Annotated in this window: 19 protein-coding genes and 1 pseudogene; 11 read left to right on the forward strand and 9 right to left on the reverse strand. The window is 65.3% G+C overall.

The window, feature by feature from the left end; all coding sequences use genetic code 11:
- Positions 1–8: 8 nt before the first annotated feature.
- The 4 genes from FYC77_RS01410 to FYC77_RS01425 form a co-directional block, all read right to left on the reverse strand.
- Entirely contained in the window at positions 9–845 is an 837-nt protein-coding gene (locus FYC77_RS01410; RefSeq protein ID WP_149079707.1) for a sensor domain-containing protein, read from the reverse strand.
- Positions 846–1,078: 233 nt separating this feature from the next.
- Positions 1,079–1,351 carry a DUF7521 family protein gene (locus tag FYC77_RS01415; protein ID WP_149079708.1) on the reverse strand — a complete coding sequence of 91 codons (273 nt, stop codon included), beginning with the start codon at positions 1,349–1,351 and terminating at the stop codon, positions 1,079–1,081.
- A gap of 2 nt (positions 1,352–1,353) precedes the next feature.
- Entirely contained in the window at positions 1,354–1,800 is a 447-nt protein-coding gene (locus FYC77_RS01420; protein WP_149079709.1) for a DUF7521 family protein, read from the reverse strand.
- Entirely contained in the window at positions 1,797–2,153 is a 357-nt protein-coding gene (locus tag FYC77_RS01425) for a helix-turn-helix domain-containing protein (RefSeq protein WP_149079834.1), read from the reverse strand. The genes FYC77_RS01420 and FYC77_RS01425 overlap by 4 nt, the downstream gene beginning before the upstream one ends.
- Before the next feature lie 369 nt (positions 2,154–2,522).
- Between FYC77_RS01425 and FYC77_RS20830 the strand changes: the two are divergent.
- A pseudogene (locus FYC77_RS20830) lies at positions 2,523–2,690 on the forward strand (sensor domain-containing protein); the annotation flags it as partial.
- Positions 2,691–2,814: 124 nt separating this feature from the next.
- Here FYC77_RS20830 and FYC77_RS01435 read toward each other — a convergent pair.
- Together FYC77_RS01435 and FYC77_RS01440 are read right to left on the reverse strand one after the other, a co-directional pair.
- A complete protein-coding gene (locus FYC77_RS01435; protein WP_149079710.1) occupies positions 2,815–4,047 on the reverse strand; it encodes a nicotinate phosphoribosyltransferase in 1,233 nt (410 codons plus the stop codon).
- A gap of 30 nt (positions 4,048–4,077) precedes the next feature.
- Entirely contained in the window at positions 4,078–5,760 is a 1,683-nt protein-coding gene (locus tag FYC77_RS01440; RefSeq protein WP_149079711.1) for an Hvo_1808 family surface protein, read from the reverse strand.
- Positions 5,761–5,907: 147 nt separating this feature from the next.
- Between FYC77_RS01440 and FYC77_RS01445 the strand changes: the two genes are divergently transcribed.
- The 7 genes from FYC77_RS01445 (at position 5,908) to FYC77_RS01475 (ending at position 13,396) form a co-directional block, all read left to right on the forward strand.
- Positions 5,908–6,486, forward strand: coding sequence for a cysteine hydrolase family protein (locus tag FYC77_RS01445; protein ID WP_149079712.1), 579 nt, complete (start codon positions 5,908–5,910; stop codon positions 6,484–6,486).
- 120 nt (positions 6,487–6,606) lie between these two features.
- Positions 6,607–7,212 (forward strand): NUDIX hydrolase, encoded by a 606-nt coding sequence (locus FYC77_RS01450; protein WP_149079713.1) that lies wholly within the window; start codon positions 6,607–6,609, stop codon positions 7,210–7,212.
- A gap of 296 nt (positions 7,213–7,508) precedes the next feature.
- Positions 7,509–10,211 (forward strand): heavy metal translocating P-type ATPase, encoded by a 2,703-nt coding sequence (locus FYC77_RS01455; RefSeq protein WP_274381021.1) that lies wholly within the window; start codon positions 7,509–7,511, stop codon positions 10,209–10,211.
- Between the two features lie 221 nt (positions 10,212–10,432).
- Positions 10,433–10,834: an ArsR/SmtB family transcription factor gene (locus FYC77_RS01460; RefSeq protein WP_149079714.1), complete on the forward strand. Its 402-nt coding sequence runs from the start codon at positions 10,433–10,435 to the stop codon at positions 10,832–10,834.
- Positions 10,827–12,008: an ACR3 family arsenite efflux transporter gene (gene arsB / locus FYC77_RS01465; protein WP_149079715.1), complete on the forward strand. Its 1,182-nt coding sequence runs from the start codon at positions 10,827–10,829 to the stop codon at positions 12,006–12,008. The genes FYC77_RS01460 and arsB overlap by 8 nt, the downstream gene beginning before the upstream one ends.
- A gap of 6 nt (positions 12,009–12,014) precedes the next feature.
- Positions 12,015–12,947 carry a universal stress protein gene (locus FYC77_RS01470; protein WP_149079716.1) on the forward strand — a complete coding sequence of 311 codons (933 nt, stop codon included), beginning with the start codon at positions 12,015–12,017 and terminating at the stop codon, positions 12,945–12,947.
- Positions 12,944–13,396, forward strand: a complete 453-nt coding sequence (locus tag FYC77_RS01475) for an arsenate-mycothiol transferase ArsC (protein ID WP_149079717.1) — start codon at positions 12,944–12,946, stop codon at positions 13,394–13,396. The genes FYC77_RS01470 and FYC77_RS01475 overlap by 4 nt, the downstream gene beginning before the upstream one ends.
- 119 nt (positions 13,397–13,515) lie before the next feature.
- Here the strand turns inward: FYC77_RS01475 and FYC77_RS01480 are convergent, their stop codons facing one another.
- On the reverse strand, positions 13,516–14,277 hold the full coding sequence (locus FYC77_RS01480; RefSeq protein WP_149079718.1) for an MBL fold metallo-hydrolase: 762 nt from the start codon (positions 14,275–14,277) through the stop codon (positions 13,516–13,518).
- Between the two features lie 290 nt (positions 14,278–14,567).
- Between FYC77_RS01480 and FYC77_RS01485 the strand changes: the two genes are divergently transcribed.
- The 3 genes from FYC77_RS01485 (at position 14,568) to FYC77_RS01495 (ending at position 18,364) form a co-directional block, all read left to right on the forward strand.
- A complete protein-coding gene (locus FYC77_RS01485; protein WP_149079719.1) occupies positions 14,568–16,853 on the forward strand; it encodes a heavy metal translocating P-type ATPase in 2,286 nt (761 codons plus the stop codon).
- Positions 16,854–17,026: 173 nt separating this feature from the next.
- Positions 17,027–17,878 (forward strand): ATP phosphoribosyltransferase, encoded by an 852-nt coding sequence (hisG, locus tag FYC77_RS01490; protein ID WP_149079720.1) that lies wholly within the window; start codon positions 17,027–17,029, stop codon positions 17,876–17,878.
- A gap of 270 nt (positions 17,879–18,148) precedes the next feature.
- The gene (locus tag FYC77_RS01495) at positions 18,149–18,364 is read left to right on the forward strand and encodes a helix-turn-helix domain-containing protein (protein WP_202911745.1); all 216 of its coding nucleotides are present in this window, start codon (positions 18,149–18,151) and stop codon (positions 18,362–18,364) included.
- Between the two features lie 189 nt (positions 18,365–18,553).
- Here FYC77_RS01495 and FYC77_RS01500 read toward each other — a convergent pair whose 3' ends face one another.
- Positions 18,554–19,582 (reverse strand): potassium channel family protein, encoded by a 1,029-nt coding sequence (locus tag FYC77_RS01500; protein WP_149079837.1) that lies wholly within the window; start codon positions 19,580–19,582, stop codon positions 18,554–18,556.
- 261 nt (positions 19,583–19,843) lie between these two features.
- Positions 19,844–20,404, reverse strand: a complete 561-nt coding sequence (locus FYC77_RS01505; RefSeq protein ID WP_006671604.1) for a TATA-box-binding protein — start codon at positions 20,402–20,404, stop codon at positions 19,844–19,846.
- Between the last annotated feature and the right edge of the window lie 18 nt (positions 20,405–20,422).

Below are 20,422 nucleotides of genomic sequence, written 5' to 3' on the forward strand. Positions count from 1 at the left end.
GAGTGCGCTCACTCGAGCGGCTCGCGTTCGTCGCCCTCATCGCCATCGACGGCGCTCGCACCGACGTTAGTCTCGCCGATGTCGCTCGTATCGACGCCAACGTTATCGGCGTCAGTCCCGTCGACGTCGCCCCCATCGACGCCAGGTTCGTCGTGGAACGCGCCGAGCAACACCGCGTTCAGGACGCCACCGAGCATCGCCAGGACGTTCCAGAGGTGAAACGAGACGAACCCGCCGACGACGCCCAGCGCGGCGACGGCGAGTGCGGCCGGGAGCGTCTCGATCTGGTACTGGCCGAACACGTAGGAGACGTGAGGGTCCGAATAGACCAGCGGCGCGGCGAGCATGGCGGTCACGATCGAGACGGAGACGACGAGTACGGTAAACGCCAGCACACCGTAGACGAACTTGAGGAAAACCAACACGAAACTGGTCCAGGTGGTCGGCGCGGTTACCAGCGCGGCGAGCGCGTCGGCGTAGCCGTCTTCGGCGCGAAGCAGGCTTCGGGGATTGTCCGCACGGAAGGCCGTAGGCAGCGGGGTCTCGATACCGACCAGATGCGTCGCGAGCAGCGCCTCGACGGCTGCGAGCACGACGACGGCGAGCACCGTCAGAAACAGGATCGGAATCCCGACCAGCGTGATCGAGAGCCCGACCCCGAGGGAGACGCCGGTGACGACGGTGACGAAGTAGAGCAGTCCCAGCGGAAACGCGAGGGCGACGTACAGCAGGTTGGCGTACGTCTGGGGGCGGAACGGAACGCCGAAGAACCAGCGAATCGGTCGATCGCCTGGCCCGTCGGAACCGTTCTGGACGACTGTGGAGGTGGATCGGATCGAGTTCATGCGACACTCGGTCGGACGGGCCGAATCCGCCTATAACGGGCCAACGAGTTGGTCGGTCGCCAACCCTGCGAAAGAATAATATAGGAGTTTACCTCCCGACTCGAGGAAGGAGCGGGCCGGAGCCATCGACTCGAGAATCGATCCAGAACCGAGCCAGAGCCCGAAAGCGGCGAATCGAGACTCGAGTGCGGGTCCCTCGATACCGAGGCGGGTTCGCCCTCTGACGAGTGAGGTCAGTAGTGAAACGTCCGGTAGATCGCCGCCAGACCGAGGGTGTGAGCGAGCGTGATCGCGAGGAGGGCCTCGGCGTCGGTGAGATCGATCGCCGGGCCGACGAGGTAGAGGACGAGGTAGGGAACGACCGCGATGCAGACGATCCCGATCGAGAGCGCGCCCATCGTCGGGCTATCGTTTCGCCGGAACCCGCGGTAGGCGAGGAGGGCGACGAACAGTCCGAGGACTGCCGTGAGGCCGGACGCGAGCGCGGTGATGGTTTCGAGTGGCATGGTTATCTCGAGTAGACGACGTACAGGATGACGACCAACCCGGACAGTTCCGAGAGCGTCGTGGTCAACAGCTGGACGGACAGTGGAATCGCCGCGACGTTCCCGACGAGCAGCCGAATGAACATCGGTGCCGGCGCGAGCAAGAACATCCCGACGGCGAGCAACAGGATCGGCCGGGCCTTCGTTCGCCGGTAGCCCTCGACGAACCGGTAGGTGACGAGCACCGAGAGGACCAACGCGACGAAAAAGGTCGCGATCGCCGCGAGAACGACGGGCGTCGAGCCGCCTTCGACTTCGATCTGGAGGGGAGCGACCGGGATACTCCCGAGGCGTGCGATGGCCTCGAGCGTCCTGGTCGACGTGATCGAACCGACCGCTTCGGGCACCGAACCCGTCGCTCGAGCGAGCGCCGCGGGCGGTCCGGTCAGTGGTGTGGGTGTTCCGATCATCCCGTGAATTCCTCGTACAGTCGGGTGAACGTGTCAGCCGGTTCCTCCTCGGCGTAGTCGACGTCGACGTCGAAGCCGTCCTCGGTGACGTCGATCGCGACGCCCTCGAGTCGGGCGACGTACACCTTGTAGTGGTGACCGTTCGGATCGAGTCGTTGCTGGTCGACCAGGAGCCCGCGCTCCTGGAGCCGGTCGATGCGCCGGTAGATCGTCGACGGGTCGGCGTCACAGGCCGCACTCAGCGACTCCGCGGACTGGGCCTCGTCGTAGGTCTCGAGGATAATCGTTCGGGCGTACTCGTCGTCGAGTAAGGCGAGTAGCTCCTCGGTCTCGGAGTCGACGCGGCTGCTCATCGGTGGGCCGTGGCTCGAGGGTGGATCCTCGTCTCCGCGAGCCGTTCCGGGGTGTTCGGGCGTCGGTCGTCGACGAACGCGTTCGAATCGATTCCCGGCGACGATACTTGCCGTGTCGACACGTCGCTCGAGAATCACGTTCCGATCGAGATAATCGTTCGGGTTTCGGTCACCAGGTGATCCGACGGGTTGTGGAACGCGACCGACAACGTGTCGGTTCTCGAATACTTATGTCGTGCGAGCGAGCTATCAACCGACGTGAGTCTCCGGACGTCGCCCCCGTCGGTCGATCGGGTCGGAACCGTTCTCCGATCGATCGTCTCGAGTCCGTTTCGCCCCCAGACGTATCGCAACCTGCTGTACCTGCTGGTGGCGTTTCCGCTCGGCACGATCTACTTCGTGTTTCTCGTCGCCGGCGTCAGCCTCTCGGTCACGCTGATCGGGATACCTATCCTACTGTTCGTCCTCGTGACGAGCCACGGGCTTGTGGCGTTCGAACGCGAACTCGCCAGACTGGCTCCTCGGCTAGTACGCCCGCTTGGTCCTGAGCGAGCGGTCACTCCAGTAACCCGGTACAGTGGACTGTTTCGTACGAACTGCTGTCCGTCATTTTCGGTGGGACCTCGCTCGTCCTGCGAGGTCACCGGTACTCCGGTCCCTATCAGCCGTCCGTGGCGTCACTGGCCGGACCGGCCCGGTCGCCGAATCCGACCGTCTCGGCGTCGGCCAGACACCGCTCGCTCGCTTCTTCGAGGTCGAACTCCTGGACGATCTCACCGTCGCGGATCAGGGGCTCGAGCAACGGCTCGCCGCCGTCCGGTGGTTCCGCGTCGGCGAGGGCAATTCGGTGGCCGCCGTCGGGCGTCCGGTACACCTGCTTTTCGCCGGAGAGCTTGCCGCGCTTGGAGATCGGTTCGCCGTCGTCGCCGGACTGCGTCCGGCTGTTCGAGGGATCGGACGATCCCTCGCTGATTTCGACGATGTCGAGACTGAAGTCGACCGAGTCGGCGCCGGTGATGTGGCTGCCGACGCCGAAGCCGTCGGCGACGTCCCGCAGGTTCCGAATCGTCTCGGGCTCGAGGCCGCCACTACAGAAGATATCGACGTCCTCGCGGCCTCGAGTGTCGAGTTCCCAGCGCACCTCCCGGACGATGTGTCGGAAGTCGCCGCGCCGGGAACCCGTGGTGTCGATCCGAACGCCGTCCAGGTCCTCGCCGAGCGTCTCGGCGGCGAGCAGGCTCTCGCTTTTCTCGTCCCAGAAGGTGTCGACCAGCGCGATCCGCGGGACGTCCTCGGGGACGGCCTCGTCGAAGGCCGTCCACGCCGCCGCCTGATTCCCTTCGCCGAAACAGAACATGAGCGCGTGGGGCATCGTCCCGCCCGGCTCCCTGCCGAGAACTTCACCCGCCGCGACGTGCGAGAAGCCGTCGAGGCCGGCCAGTAACGCGGCGCGTTCGACCGACGCGGTGATCGACGGGTGGACGTGACGAGCGCCGAACGACAGCACGAGCGAGTCGGGTGCGGCCAGACGCGCCTCGAGCGCCGCCGTGGCGAAGCCGCTTGGCTGTGACAGAAATCCCAGCAGGGAGGTTTCGAGTTCCGCGAACTCCAGGTACGAGCCTTCGACCCGGAGCACCGGACCGCCGTCGAACAGCTGCCCGTCGGGGAGCGCATCGACGTCGACGTCGCGGCCCTCGAACAGCGTCGCGACGTCTTCGACGCCGGTGAAGACGTCGAACGATCCGGTCGGGAACTGGTCTGCGGTCACCTCGGCGACCACGGGGGGATTCTTCCCGGCGTGCTCGAGCGTCGCTCGGGTGCGCTCGAAGTAGGCGTCGGTCGCGGCTCCCTCGAGAATCGCGTCGGCGGAGACGGTTCCGAACGGCTGTGACATAGCGTCGATTTCCCGCCCGGAACAAAAAATCTACCTTTCGACCCGTCGCTGGGCGCGAGAGGCGGCCGTTCGACCGCGAACGACGACGATCGCGATCCCGGTTCCGATCACGACGACCGCGACGGTGGCGATCGAGCCGAGGCCGGTCTCGACGGCCGCCGCGATCGGATCGCTGTCGTCGCCGTCGGCGCTCGCGGTGATTCCGGTCGCGTCGGCGCTCCCGTCGGCGGTCGGTCCCCCGATGTCGGCTCCGGCTCCGTCGGTGGCTGTTGCGCCCCCGTCGATCTCCTCGAGGTCGTCGACCGACGGGGCGCGGACGATCGTCACGGTCTCGCCGTCTCGGTCGACGGCGTACGCGCCGGGGTAGTCGTCGTCGATTTCGTACGCGTTCGCCCGGTCGTCGACCGGTTCGGCGCCGTAGCCCGAGAGGAGTTCGAGGTACGCCTCGAGGAACTCCTCGGCGTCTTCGGCCGTCTGCCACTCGCTTTGCCAGACGTAGCCGGTGTACTCCACCGACTCCATCGGATCGGTCGATTCGGGGGCGTCGGCGGCGACGTAGACGACGAGTTCGTCGCCGACCCAGCCGTCGGTGTACCGGTGGTCGTACTCGTAGCCGCCGTCGGTCACGACGTCGTCGCGTTCGAGTACCGTCGGCTCCGACGAGTCGAACGCGCCGGCAGCGAACATCGAGACCATTCCGACCTCGCCGACGGTCTCGTTTGCGACCTCGCCGCCGACTTCGAGTGGCTCCCACTCGTCGCTCGAGCGATCCTCGAGGGCGACGTCGACGGGCGTGCGCTCGTCCCCTGGCCGGATGACTTCGGAACTGCTCGCGGGCGGATCGTCGTAGGCGGCGTCGACGGCCGCCCAGCCGTCGTCCTGTGCCAGCAGGTAGTCGACGTAGTCGGGGCCATCGTCGTAGGGCTGGAAGAGGATCAGGTACAGCCCCCAGTTGATATCCGAGACGCCGCCCGGTTCGTCGTCGGGAATCACGCAGTTCCACTCGGTCTCACAGCGCTGTTCGTACTCGGTTTCGACCCAGACGGCGTCGCCCTCGACCAGCCCGTTCGACGCGGCCGTGTCGTCGATCGTCGATCGGTCGAATCCGCCGAGCCCGAACCGCTGGTCTTGCAGTGCGTGAAGCAACTCGTGGCCGAGGGTGATCTCGTCGGTCTCCGGTTCGTCCGGATTGTCGGAGATGACGACGACCTCGCCGGTGGTGGGGTCGTAGTAGCCGTTGACCGCGCCGCCGTACAGCGAGTCGTACTCGTCTTCGGCGTCGGTCGCCCGGTCGACGACGAACAGCGCCTCGTAGTTGACGTTGCGCTGGATCAGTTCGTCCTCGGAGACGTTCCCGAAGACGTCGCCGTGTTCGGCTCGATACTCCTCGCGCGAGACGACGTCGACGTGGACGTCGTCTTCGAACGTGAGTTCGCGAATCACCTCGACGCGGGCCATCGATCGGTAGATCACCGCCTCGAGTTCGTCCTCGGCGAGTGTGGCGTCGTCGCGATCGTCGACGGGCAGTTCGTCGTCGTACCAGTAGCCCTCGACGTAGCCGATGGTCGACTCGGTTGTGGGCTCGGCGGGACGGTCATCGCCTGCCGGCCGTTCCTCGAGGACGACCCCGAAAAACGCGACGCCCCCGAGGACTGCGAGGAGGACGAGCGCGGCGGCGAGGAGGGCGACGGTCCGCGTTCGACTCGAGTTCATCGCGGCTGATAGCGATCCGTACGGAACCGACGGCAAAAAGGACCCCGGTCGACCGATCGACGGCACCTTTCGTCGCGGCCGGACGAGACGCTCGCGGCGTCGATGCCGCCGCGAACGTTTTTACGGTCCCTGTTCGAACGCCCACGCATGAGACTCGAGCCAGCGCGCACGGCGGTGGTGGTCGTCGACATGCAAAACGGCTTCTGTCACCCGGACGGCTCGCTGTACGCGCCCGGCAGCGAGGCGGTGATCGAACCGATCGCCGATCTGGTCGAGCGGGCGAGCGACGCCGGAGCGTCGGTGCTCTACACCCGGGACGTCCACCCGCCCGAGCAGTTCGAGGACGCCCACTACTACGACGAGTTCGACCAGTGGGGCGAACACGTCCTCGAGGGATCGTGGGACGCCGAGATCGTCGACGAACTGCCCTCGGAGCGGGCGGATCACGTCGTCGAGAAACACACCTACGACGCCTTCTACGCGACGGAACTCGAGGCGTGGTTGAACGCACGCGGCATCGACGACCTCGTGCTCTGTGGAACGCTCGCGAACGTCTGTGTCCTCCACACGGGCGGGAGCGCGGGGCTTCGGGACTTCCGGCCGCTGCTCGTCGAGGACTGTATCGGCAGTATCGAAGACGAGCACAAGGAGTACGCCCTAGAGCACGCCGAGTGGCTGTTCGGCGAGGTGGTCGAACGCGACGATCTCGCGTTCGAATCCAACTGATACCCCGTTTGCCGTTCCCTGTCCGTCTCCAAGACGACATCCGTTCGTCGCCGAGGACCGTCGGCGACGACTCCGGAGAAACCACCACCGCTTATCCGTTCGAGCGGCGACTCTCCGCCAATGACGAGCTCCGACGACTGGACGCTGATCGAGGAGGTCACCGAGTACGAGACGCCCTGGTACGACGCCGGCTACGACCGCCTCGAGCAACCCGACGGAAGCGAGAAACGATACTACTGGGCCGAGTTGCCGCCCGCGGTCGTCGTCGTGGCCCGAGTCGACGGCAGTCTGCTCGAGGCGGTCGACGGTGAGCGGACGGACGGGACGGCCGGTGACGACGCCACGGACGAGGATCACCTCCTCTTCGTCGAGCAGTACCGGCCGACGATCCGCGAGACGCATCTCGAGTTACCCGCGGGAATCGTCGAAGACGGCGAGTCCTATACGACCGCAGCGGCGCGTGAACTCGAGGAGGAGACCGGTTTTCGCCCCTCGAGTACGGCGTTGCTCCAGGAGTATGCCGTCGCGACTGGCGTCCTCCGGCACGACCGGGCCATCGTCTACGCCGAGGGACTCGAACTCGGCCGGCGTGAACTCGACTCGAACGAGTTCCTCGAGGTGCGGACGGTTCCAGTCTCTCGGGCGCTCGAGCGCGCTCGCGAGCAGCCGGCGAACGACTCGACGATGTCGGCGCTGTTGCTCGCGGCCGAGGACGGGCTGTTGTAACGCCGAGGCTGTCGACTACCGACGTCACGTCGACGAGCGGGTCCGTGGGTCGGCAGGTGATTTCGACCCGGCGTTCGCTCGAGTCGCGATCCATCTTCCGTCAGTGCCGATGGACCCACGACTCGTCTTGCGGTCGCACACTCCACTGGTGCGGCAAACCGCCTTGAACCACTCTTTCCGAAGATTACGTCCGGATAGACTTTGGTATCTAAACTAGTGGAAAAAGAAATCCTCGTCTCGTTAACGGCAAACCGCTTGAACGTGGATCCCCTACTCTGGAACGAGGTGACCACATCGTGAAATCTAGCCTGTCTATCTCGGGAATGTCGTGTGCGACGTGTTCGGGGACGGTCGAGGACGCCGTCTCGGACCTCGAAGGGGTCCACTCCGCCGACGTCAACTTCGCGACGGACGAGGCAACCGTCGAGTACGACCCCGAAGCGGTTTCGCTCGCCGAAATCTACGCGGCAGTCGAGGACGCGGGCTACGAACCCGACCGGTCGACGGCGACGATCGAAATCGCCGGGATGTCGTGTGCGACGTGTTCGGGGACGGTCGAGGAGGCCCTCGAGGGAGTCCCTGGCGTCGTCTCGGTGTCGGCCAACTACGCGACCGACGAGGGAACCGTGACGTTCAATCCCAACGACGTGTCGCTCCCGACGATCTACGACGCGATCGAGGAGGCCGGCTACGAACCGGATCGCGCCGTCGACGAGGCGGGCAGGGAACTGACCGAGGAACGCGAGAGCGCCGTCGAGCGGGAACTCCGGACGAAACGCACGTGGACGATCGTCGGCGGCCTGCTGGCGGCTCCCTTCGTCCTCGTCATGGCCCAGATGGGAACCGAGTGGCTCTACGACTTCGCGTTCCTTCCGGGCTGGTTCGACTGGGTCGAGTTCGTCTTCGCGACGGCGCTGATGGCGACGCTGGGCTGGCACTTCATCAAGGGGGCGTACACCGCGCTCGTCAACAACCGGCAGGCGAACATGGACACGCTCGTCGCGGTCGGCACCAGCGCCGGCTACCTCTACAGTACGGCGGTCATCTTCGGCGTGATCACCGGCGGGCTCTACTTCGAGGCCGTCGCCTTTATCCTCTGGTTTATCTACCTCGGCGTCTGGCTCGAGGCCCGATCGAAGGCCCGCGCGAGCGCCGCGCTCCGGGAACTGCTCGAGATGCAAGCAGAGGAGGCCACCCTCGTACGCGACGGCGAGGAGGTCGTCGTCCCGCTCGAGGACGTCGAACCCGGCGACGTGATGAAAGTCCGGCCAGGTGAGCAGATTCCGACCGATGGCGTCGTCGTCGACGGCGAGAGCGCGGTCGACGAGTCGATGGTCACGGGCGAGTCGGTGCCGGTCGAGAAACGCGAGGGCGACGAGGTCGTCGGCTCGACGATCAACGAGAACGGACGTCTACTCGTCGAGGCGACCAACGTCGGCGAGGAGACGGCGATCCAGCAGATCGTCGAACGGGTCAAGGAGGCCCAGGCCCGCCAGCCTGACGTCCAGCGGCTGGTCGACCAGGTCAGCGCCTACTTCGTCCCCGCGGTGATCGTCAACGCCGTCGTCTGGTCGCTTCTGTGGGCGGCGTTCCCGACCGAACTGTACGCCGTCTCCTCGACGCTCGGCTCGTGGATCCCCTTGCTCGAGCCCGTCGGCGGCGGCCCCGAGGTCGCCGTCCCCGCCACCGGCGTCGGCATTCCACTCCTCGAGTTCTCGATCGTCGTCCTCGCCTCGGCAATCTTGATCGCCTGCCCCTGTGCGCTCGGGCTCGCGACGCCGATGGCGACGATGGTCGGCTCGACGATCAGCGCGAAAAACGGCGTCCTCTACAAGGGCGCGGACGTCCTCGAGAAGGCTCGCGGCATCGACGTCGTCGTCTTCGACAAGACGGGGACGCTGACCCACGGCGATATGCGCCTGACCGACGTCGTTCCCGTCGACGACGCCGTCGAGACTGACGGCCCCGTCGCGGACGGCGGCTCGTCTACCTCCGCCACCGATGGCGGCGTCCTCGAGTCGCCCGTCGACCCAGTGGACCTCGAGGCCGACGAGCGGACACTTCTCTCGGTCGCCGCGAGCGCCGAGTCGGGGTCCGAACACCCGCTGGCTCGAGCGATCGTCGAGGGTGCCGAGGAACGCGGCCTCGACCTCGAGACGCCGACGGCGTTCGAGAACGTCCCCGGCCACGGAATCCGCGCCACGATCCCCCGCGGCGAGGTGCTGGTGGGCAACCGGAAACTCATGCGCGAACACGGCGTCGACCCCTCGCCCGTCGAGGCGACGATGGAACGCCTCGAGTACGAGGGGAAGACGGCGATGCTGGTCGCACTCGAGCGTGACGACGGTGCGGATCGCGAGTACGAGTTACTGGGCGTGATCGCTAACGCCGATACGGTCCGCGAGAGCGCCAAGGAGACGGTTGCCGAACTACAGGCGAGAGGACTCGAGGTGATGATGCTCACCGGGGACAACGAGCGGACCGGCCGCGCGGTCGGCGAGCGCCTCGGGATCGAGCCGGCAAACGTCCACGCGGAGGTCCTACCCGAGGACAAAGCCGACGAGATCGAGTCGATTCAGTCCGATGGACGTCGGGCCATCATGGTCGGCGACGGCGTCAACGACGCGCCGGCGTTGACCTCGGCACACGTCGGTATCGCCATCGGCTCGGGCACCGACGTCGCCATCGAGAGCGCCGACGTCACGCTGATGCGCGACGATCCCGCGGACGTGCTGAAAGCGATGCGGATCGCCGACGCCACGATCTCGAAGGTCCGCCAGAATCTCTTCTGGGCGTTCGCCTACAACGCGACGTTGCTCCCGATCGCGTCGATCGGGCTCTTGAACCCCGCACTCGCCGGAATCGCGATGGCCGCCTCGAGCGTCTCGGTCGTTTCAAATAGTCTGGCGTTCATCGGGTGGGATCCCCACGACGACTACGTCTTCACACCGCTTCGGCCGTTCGTCTGGGTACGGGATCGACTAACAGTGGTCGAGTAATCGATGTCGTTTGTATGTTTGTTCTTAGAACGTGGTCACAACCCACTATCTCCAATTTAGCCACGGTTCAATTGAATCTCCATTCGGGAATACGGACCAACACTCTGGCTAACCATATATGCGAACTCTACAGCCATTTCGACCCAATTGTGAATGTACCCTTCTCTCCTGGCAAGAGTACTCCGCAACAGTTAATTGAGAGAATGGTCAAGTGAGCGCTGATGGCACAAGCGACCGAACGATTACAGCGGTATCTCGACGACGAACTCGAGGAGTGTCGCAACGAGGACGTCGAGCGCCGCCTCGACGAACTCAGTACGCTCGAGGCCGGACTCGGGACGGAACGAGCCCAGGCCGAACTCGAGGTGCTCTCGGCGCTGTCCAACGAGACGCGGTATACCCTCGTGCGCGTTCTCGTCGCGGCCGAAGATGATCTCTGCGTCTGTGAACTGAACGCCGTCGTCGACGTCACGGAAAGCGGTCTCAGTCATGCCCTCTCGGCGCTCGTCGAGGCGGGGCTCGTCGAGGGATGGAAGGATGGGCGCTGGAAGAAGTATCGAGCGACCAACCAGGCTGTCGCGCTCGTCACGGTTCTCGAAGGGAGCGTCAGCATCGATGAGTGATCTCGAACACGACCACGGGCCGGACTGTGACTGTCCGGACTGTGGCGACCCGCGGTCGATGGATTTCCTCGATAAGTATCTGACCGTCTGGATCTTCCTCGCGATGGGCATCGGTGTCGGACTCGGCTACGTCGCCCCCGGCATCGTCGATCCGATTCAGGAGTATCATCTCGTCGAGATCGGACTCATCGCGATGATGTATCCGCCGCTGGCGAAGGTTAACTACCGCCAGCTTCCTCGCGTGTTCAGCCAGTGGCGTGTCCTCTCGTTGAGCCTCATTCAAAACTGGCTCATCGGGCCGACGCTGATGTTCGCCCTCGCGGTGATATTCTTCAGCGGTATCGTGCCCGCTTTTCCGGCCCGTCCCGAGTACTTCCTCGGGTTGATCTTCATCGGGATGGCCCGCTGTATCGCCATGGTGTTGGTCTGGAACGACCTCGCCGACGGCTCGAGCGAGTACGCCGCCGGGCTGGTCGCGTTCAACAGCGTCTTCCAGATCATCACCTACGGTGTCTACATCTGGTTTTTCGCGCTCTTCTTGCCGCCGATTCTGGGGCTCGAGGCGATGGTCGCCGGCATCGGTGCCTTCGACATCACCGTCGGACAGGTGTTCTGGGCGATCGCGATCTTCCTCGGGATTCCGTTTGCCGGCGGTATCGTGACCCGTCTGGGTGGCGTTCGCTCGAAGGGTGAAGAGTGGTACGAAGAGACGTTCGTACCCAGGATCAGTCCGCTGACGCTGATCGCACTGCTGTTTACCGTCATCGTGATGTTCGCCACGCAGGGTGACAACATCCTCGCACAGCCCCTCGACGTGGTGTGGCTGGCGATCCCGCTGACGATCTACTTCGTCGTGATGTTCCTCGTCAGCTTCGGGATGGGGCGTGGCATCGGTGCCGATTACTCGACGACGACCGCCATCGGCTTCACCGCCGCCTCGAACAACTTCGAACTCGCGATCGCGGTCGCCGTCGCCGTCTTCGGCGTGGGCTCCGGCGTTGCCTTTGCGACCGTTATCGGGCCGCTGATCGAGGTGCCCGTCCTGCTCGGGCTGGTCTACGTCGCCATCTACTTCCAGGAGAAATTCGACTGGGGTGGCTACGAGACCGGACAGCTCGAGAGCACGAAACCTACGGGAGATGACCTAACACCGTCGAAAACGGACGACGACTGACAGCCTATGACGTTCGATACACTCCTCACACCGACCGATGGAAGCGATCCGGCTGAAGCCACTGTGCGACGCGGTTTCGACCTTGCAGCACAACTCGAGGCCAGCGTCCACGTCCTCTCGGTTGCAGACAGCTCCCTCGCGACGGGAGCGGGCTACTCCGGCGATTCGACGTCAATTCGTGCCCGGCTTCGCGAACGAGCAGATACCCGCGCAGCGTCCCTTCGAGCGGACGCTGAGGAACGTGGCCTCGATGCGACGGCAGTGGTTCGCGAAGGGATCCCGGCCAAGGAGATCGTCGACTACGCCGACGAGCAGGGACTCGACGCGATCACACTGGGAACGTCGGGTCGCGGGGGCGTCGCGCGTGCCGTCGCCGGAAGCGTGGCGGATAAGGTGGTCCGAACTGCGACGGTTCCCGTACTCACGCTCAATCGGGCGGCGATCGACGACGGCGAGGACTCGGTCGACTCGATCCTGTTCCCGACCGACGGCAGTGAACCGTCCGAGGCAGCCGCTGCCCACGGGGGCGGCCTCGCCGAGCAGCTGGATGCGACCGTCCACTGTTTCTCGGTGGTCGACGACGGGGTTACCAGTGGACTGGACTCGCTGCTGGCGGATGACGACAGCTCGTCCGTCGACGGGCTCGCTGAGCAAGCTGACGACCACGTCGACCGGGCCGCAACGACTGTGACGGACTGCGACGTCGAGTGTGTCAGTGCAACGGCCACCGGCGATCCCGCCGAGGAGATCATCGACTACGCCGACGACCACGGCCTCGATATGATCGTGATGGGTACGCACGGCCGTGGCGGATTCCAGCGGGCCGTCGTCGGGAGCGTCACCGACGAGGTCGTCAGAACGGCGTCCGTCCCCGTACTGACGGTCCGTGCCGAAACGAGCGAACTACCGGAAGAAACCGAACGGCGTGAGAACGAATGACCGAATCGTCGGGCAGGATCCAGATAGCCTTCGTCTGCGTCCAGAATGCGGGCCGCTCGCAGATGGCGTACGCGTTCGCCCAGCGTGAACTGACAGAACGGGAGTTGTCGGACGAGATAACCCTCGTCACTGGTGGAACCCGCCCCGCCGACCACGTCCACGGCGAGGTCGTCCGGGCGATGGACCCAGTCGGTATCGATCTGTCGGACCGGACGCCCCGTGAAATTACGTTCGAAGAGATCCAGGCGAGCCAGTACGTCATCACGATGGGCTGTTCGGCCGACGACGTCTGTCCGGGCGGATGGGCAGGCGAGAACCGGGACTGGGACCTCGAGGATCCGGACGGGAGATCGGCTGCTGAAGTCGGTCGGATCCGCGACGAGGTCGAACGACGTGTGGCCGATCTGTTCGACGAGATCGAATCACCGTCGGAACCACATCCCACGTAACGCGACTCGTCTAAGTTCCCTGCTCGTCGAGTAAGCAACTGAATTAGCTCTCGTACAGGGATTTCGTCGACTTGTACGACCGGTGTACCGACCGCGTATTCGATCGATACCGATGGCTCTCACCTGAACCGCTCGTCCAGGACGACCGGAATCCCGCGACTCGCCACGTCGCCGGCGAACGCCTTCGAGTCGGCCTCGAGTTCCGGGAACGTGTTGTAGTGGATCGGGACCACGAGGTCTGGCTCGAGGTCCTCGGCGAGGTCGGCGGCACCGTGGCGGTCCATCGTGTAGTTCTGTGCGATCGAGGGCACAAACAGCGAGACGTCGAGGTCGGCGTGCCCCTCGAGGACGTCGGAGTCACCCGTCCAGAAACAGGGGACGCCGTCGACCGTCAGGACGAATCCACAGCCCAGCCCTTCGGGGTGGAGTGGCTCGCCGTCGCGGACGTTCGGTCCGTCGGCGTGGTTGTACGCCGGCACCGCGCGCACGTCGACGCCTGCCACCGTCAGGTCGTCGCCGTAGCCGATTCGGCGGACGTCGTACGGGAGAGACTCGGGTTCGACGACGTCCCGTCCGCCGTCGGCGACGTTCTCGGCCGAGACTCCCTCGTAGACGACGACCGTCGCGTCCTCGCTCGCGACGCGTTCGACGCCGTCGTCGTCGTAGTGGTGGTCGTGGGTGACGACCACGAGGTCCCCGTCGCGGGCGTCGTAGGCCTCCCCGCTCGGGTGCGAGGCGTCACCGTACTGCTCCGCCCAGGTGCCGTCGAGCGTCCCGTACCGACCGGGGTCGGTGTAGACGACGGTGCCGTCGGGCGCTTCGATGCGCGTCGTCGCGTACCCGAGCCAGGAGACCTCGAGGCCGTCGTGCGTGACTGTCATACCCGGACCAACGTCGTTCGGTCAATAAAGTGGCAGGGTTCACCGATCCCCGTGGAGTCAGACCACTTCGCGCTGGCACGGTCTCGAAGTCGGCGACGAAACGACGCGACGTGTCCATCAACACCCGGGGACGCGCCGGTCCAACAGTGTCGAAGAATTATGATCGTTCGACACGGACTAGCACGGGACGATGCACAGCCGATTCCGGCGACCGAACAGTGACCCGCACGACTACCCGGCGAGGAATCCGGAATGGGGCGTCAGCGACGCTCTCGAGATAATTCAAACGAATGACTGACTCGTCGACCGATCACGACGAGTCTCGATCGCACGCCCCGTCGGAACGCGATAGCCGGGACGTCGGGAACAAACCGACGGACGAATACTGTTCGTGTTGTCGGATCTGCGATTGCTATCGCGACGCGCCCGAAGCCGACGAGAAACCGGCCGACGCCCACGGCCAGCACGCAGGGAACGACCACGCCCACGACCAGCACGCGGGAGACGACCACGGCGAACAGGTCGATCACTCGGACCACGAGGAACTGTTCAAACGGCGCTTTTTCGTCTGTCTCGCCCTCTCACTTCCGGTGTTGTACTACAGCCCGATGCTCCAGGAGTGGTTCGGGTACGCCGCGGTGACGTTCCCGGGAAGCGCGTTCGTCGGTCCGGTTCTGGGCGTCGTCGTCTTCGCCTACAGCGGCGTTCCGTTCCTCCGGATGGGGGCGGTCGAGGCTCGCAATCGAGAGCCCGGAATGATGTTGCTGATCTCGCTCGCGATCACCGTCGCGTTCGTCTACAGCCTCGCTGCCGTCGTCTTCGGCATCGGCGAGCCGTTCTTCTGGGAACTCGTGACGCTGATCGTCATCTTCCTGCTGGGCCACTGGATCGAGATGCGCTCGGTCCGGCGGGCGTCGGGCGCGCTGGACGAACTCGCCGAACTGTTGCCCGCCACCGCGGAGCGAATCACGGACGACGGACCCGAGGAGGTTCCGATCGACGACCTCGAGGAGGGGGACCTCGTACTCGTCCGGCCCGGCTCGAACGTCCCCGCCGACGGCGTCGTCGAGGAAGGCGAGTCGAACGTCGACGAATCGGTGATCACGGGCGAATCGAAGCCGGTTTCGAAGGGGCCGGGCGACGACGTCGTCGGCGGGACGACCGTCCGCGACGGGAGTTTGCGCGTCCGCGTCGCGGCGACGGGCGAGGAGACGACGCTCTCGGGCATCGTGCGCCTCGTCGAGGACGCCCAGGAGAGTCGGTCGCGGACGCAGGTGCTCGCGGACCGCGCCGCAGGCTGGCTGTTCTACGCGGCCCTCGGTGTCGCGGCCGTCACCGCCGTGGCGTGGTCGGCCGCCGTCGGCTTCGGCTTGCCGGTCGTCGAGCGCGTCGTCACCGTCCTCGTCATCGCCTGCCCGCACGCGCTGGGTCTCGCCGTCCCCCTCGTCGTCGCGATCAACACGTCCATGGCCGCCCGCAACGGGATGTTGATCCGCGACCGGATCGCGATGGAATCGGCGCGGAACCTCGACACCGTCGTCTTCGACAAGACGGGGACGCTCACGGAGGGCGAGCAGGGCGTCGTCGACGTTGCGACCGCTGACCAGTGGGGCGAAGACGACGTCCTGACGCTCGCGGCCGCCGCCGAGGGCGACTCCGAGCACGTTATCGCCCAGGCGATCCGCGACACCGCGGCGGACCAAGACCTCCCGGTCCCCGGCGTTCGGGGATTCGAGGCGCTCGAGGGGCGGGGCGTCCGCGCGACGATCGAGCGGGAGGCGGTCCCGGCCGCCGCATCCACTGCGGACGAGTCCGCGGATATCGGCGCACCGCCGTCCGACGCTGAGAGCGACCGGGACGGCCACACCGTCTCGGTCGGCGGACCCAACCTGTTGCGCCACCTCGAGATCGATCCCGATCCGGCGCTCGAGCGCTTCGCGTCCGAGGCCGGCGATCGCGGCGAGGGCGTCGTCTACGTGCTTCGCGACGAGACGGTCGTCGGTGCGATCGCGCTCGCGGACGTGATCCGCGAGGAGAGTTTCGAGGCGATCGACGCGCTCCACGGAATGGGCGTCGACGTGGCGATGCTCACCGGTGACGACGCCGACGTGGCTCACGCCGTCGCAGACGAACTCGAGATCGATACGGTCTTCGCTGAGGTACTCCCGGAGGACAAAGACGAGAAGATCCTCGAGTTACAAGAGCGTGGCCACCTCGTCGGAATGGTCGGCGACGGCGTCAACGACGCGCCTGCGCTCACTCGATCCGACGTAGGGATCGCGATCGGCTCGGGAACGGACGTCGCCGTCGAGTCGGCGGACGTGGTGCTCGTAGAGAACGATCCTCGAGACGTCGCTCGGCTCGTCCGACTGAGCGCGAAGAGCTACCGAAAGATGGCCGAGAACATCGCCTGGGCGGCCGGCTACAACGTCTTCGCCTTGCCGCTTGCGGCCGGCGTCCTCGCGCCGATCGGCATCCTGCTCTCGCCGGCCGTCGGCGCGGTTCTCATGTCTGCGAGTACGGTGATCGTGGCGGTAAACGCACAGCTGTTGCGGCGGGCAGAGCTCTCGACGTGAGACGAACTCGAGGACGGGAACTCACCGGGCGCTCACCGAAATCCCGGCAACCGTGAGGATGGCGTCGATCCGACCCGCTCGTCCGATCACGAGTCCCGCGCACGAACGAGCCCTGCGCCGAGCGCTCGCCCGGATGAAAAGACAGTTCCCTGCCGACGACGAACGGGCGATAAATGCGAATCGCCGTTCCCAACAAGGGCCGCCTGCACGAGCCGACGATAGACCTTCTCGAGCGGGCGGGGCTGCATCTCGAGAACGGTGCCGACCGGAAGCTGTACGCCGATACCGTCGATCCCGACGTCTCCGTGCTGTTCGCCCGCGCGGCGGATATTCCCGAGTACGTCGCCGACGGCGCGGCCGACCTCGGTATTACGGGTCTCGATCAGGTTCACGAGGCTCGCGTCGACGACGTCGAGGAGTTACTGGACCTCGAGTTCGGCCGCTGTCGGCTCGTCCTCGCCGCGCCGGAAGACGGGGACATCGAGGGCGTTGCGGACCTGGCAGGCAAAACGGTCGCCACGGAGTTTCCCAACGTGACCGCGGATTTCTTCGCCGACACGGGCGTCTCCCCCGATATCGTCGAGGTAACTGGCGCGACTGAACTCACGCCCCACGTCGAGATGGCCGACGCCATCGTCGACATCACGTCCACCGGCACGACGCTGAAGATGAACCGGCTGGCCGTCGTCGACGAGGTGCTCTCGAGTTCCGTTCGCCTCTTCGGCCGCACGGACGTCGTCGACGACCCGAAAGTCAGGGAGGTCCGGACGGCGCTCTCGTCGGTCAAACAGGCCGAGGGCAAGCGCTACCTGATGATGAACGTCCCCGAGGATCGACTCGAGGCGGTCCGGGACGTCATCCCCGGGATGGGTGGGCCGACGGTGATGGACGTCGCCAACGGCGGTGGGAAGGTCGCCGTCCACGCCGTCGTCGACGAACGGGACGTCTTCGAGACGATTACCGAGGTCAAGAAGGCGGGTGCGAGCGACATTTTGGTGACCGAAATCGAGCGGTTGGTCGAGTAGCCACGTCGCTTCGCTCGCCCGGACTGCCGTCCCGACGTATCGGACCACCGCAGGATGGGTTGGGACGTGACGGAGCTGGTACGGACTGCTGTCCCGCTGGACAGTTGCGACCGTATGACGGGTCCGGACCACCGGAACTGGCGGACGGCAGACCGTGTGGCGTACGCCGGCTCGTATCGTTCTCTGTCTACTCCGGCGCGTCGTACAGTCACAATTGTCGACTCGTCGAAATTATTATGCTGGTCCGTGATGTGGTGTGTGTCAACACGTATGGCAGGGTGTTCGTCGCACGACCTCCTGGCCGTCCTCGAGAAACAGGGGCCGTCGCGGACGACGCGGCTGGCGGCCGAACTCGAGGCTCACCCGATCACGGTCACCCAACGCTGTGACGCTCTGCAGGCCGACGGCTACGTCCGCCGCGTTTCGGCCGACGTGTTCGGTATCACCGAGGATGGCCGAGCGTATCTGTCGACACACGTCGACTAGTGCTTTGGCAAGCCTGCACTGCAGGGTCGAATTCGGTGGTGTGGTTCGATTCGACCCTGCAGTCGACGCGTGTCGAAGTACTATAGTAGCCACTGAACGTCATTGCACACTCGATCGCCAGACAGATCGGCGATCGATGTGTAAATCGTTTCAGTTGTTACTATAGCCGCGCCGGCGACGGCCTGTTGCTCACTTCTCTTCGTCGAGCGGCGGCCAGTTCCAGGCGTCGGCGCGGACGACGCCGAGGAGTTTTCGGCGGCGCTCATTGAGTTCCTCGAGGGCCTCCTCGAACTCCTCGTCTGCGACCGTCGGAACCCCCGCTTTGCGCAGTTGATCGAGATCCGGGTCGGGCGGCACCTCGTCGGCGGGTTCGATGAACGCCGTGTCGAGGGTCTCGAGGTAGCTCTGTGCGCTCGAGCGGGCGTCCTCGACCAGCATCGGATTCGGTTTTCCATCGTCTGGGACGCCGTAGCGGTAGATCGTCAGCGCTTCGTCCAGGATGGGGACGGCGACCGCGGAGGCGTGTTTCTTCTGTTCGCTGTGGTAGTAGTGCAAGATCGGGTAGGACTTGTGTTGGTCCGCCAGCAACGAGAGATCCGCGGAGAGCGACTCGAGGGACAACCCGAGACCGTCGAACGCTGCAGACGCGTCGTCGGCGTTCCGTCGGTCGTCCCAACTCGTCCGAACGAACGCCTCGCTTCGCGTCCCGAGTCCCGTCACGTCGCTGGCAAACGAGCGCTTCTCGGAGACGGCACCGAGCACGGCGAGCACGTAGGAGACGGCGAGCGTGACGAACGCCATTCCCGTCGCCGTCGTGAATGCGCTGGCGATCTCCCAGGTCCCGCTCGTCGGCGTGTAGTCGCCGTTGCCGTTCGTGAACATCGTGTAGGCGACGTAGTAGAACCGGCCGGTCCAGTCGGCTGGATCGCCGGTGTGGGCACTGACGAGTGCGACGGAGCCGCCGGCGAACAGCAGCGTCCACCCGATCCACAGCAGTCCGATCCACATCGCAAGCGTGAACACGAGAATAAGCGGGCCCGCGAGGCTGAGCACCCGCTGGTTGTCGTCGCTGGCGCGACGGAGCCCGCGCCAGACGGCCGTCGTCAGGCGGGACGAGAGCGGACCGGAGCCGCCGTCGACCCACAGCGTCGTCCAGAGCAGGTCCACGACGACCGCGACGAGGACCACGATACCGATGACGAGAAACAGCGGTTCCATAGCCACCGACTACGTCTCGGACGCCCGTCAACGCCACCCCAGCGAATCGGTCGGCCTTCATGTGTTTCCGAACGGCCGGATCGCGATCGCTGAACCACCCGTCCGTGAACTGAACGGTCTGACCGATTATCTGTGAACCGAGAAGAGAATCCGTAGACGCGTCCGAGAGAGCGACCGTGGTGGTGTCGAGTCGATCACGACCGGAGAGACGTTGGCAGCCCGTATCGACACTCGAGTGTCGGTCGCCGAACCGATCGGCGGTTACTCGAGCAAGCCGAGATCCTCGAGTCGAGAGACGATCTTGTCGACGGCGTGTTCGGCGTCTTCGGGTTTCTTCCCGCCAGTGATGACGAGTTTGCCCGAGCCGAACAGGAGCGCGACGACCTCCGGTTCGTCGAGGCGATAGACGAGACCGGGGAACTGTTCGGGTTCGTACTCGATGTTCTCGAGACCCAGCCCGATCGCGATCGCGTTCAGGTTGAGGTTGCGCCCGAGGTCGGCCGAGGTGACGATGTTCTGGACGACGATCTCGGGGTCTTCGTTGACCTGAATCTGGAGCTCACGGAGCTTATCGAAGACGATACGCAGGCTCTCGTGGACGTCGTCGGTGCTCTTCGCGCCGGTGCAGACGATCTTCCCCGAGCGGAAGATGAGCGCGGCGGATTTGGGGTTCTGGGTGCGATACACGAGGCCGGGGAACTGTTCGGGGTCGTAGTCGGCCCCCTCTAAGTCCATTGCGACGCTCTGGAGGTCGAGTTCCTGGCCGATGCCGGTCGACGCCACCACGTTTTCGATGTTGATGGTGTCCTTCGGATCCGTCATAAGTCGCTTAAAAAGACG

This window comes from Natrialba swarupiae (assembly GCF_008245225.1).
In the GTDB taxonomy this organism is placed as follows: Archaea; Halobacteriota; Halobacteria; order Halobacteriales; family Natrialbaceae; genus Natrarchaeobius; species Natrarchaeobius swarupiae.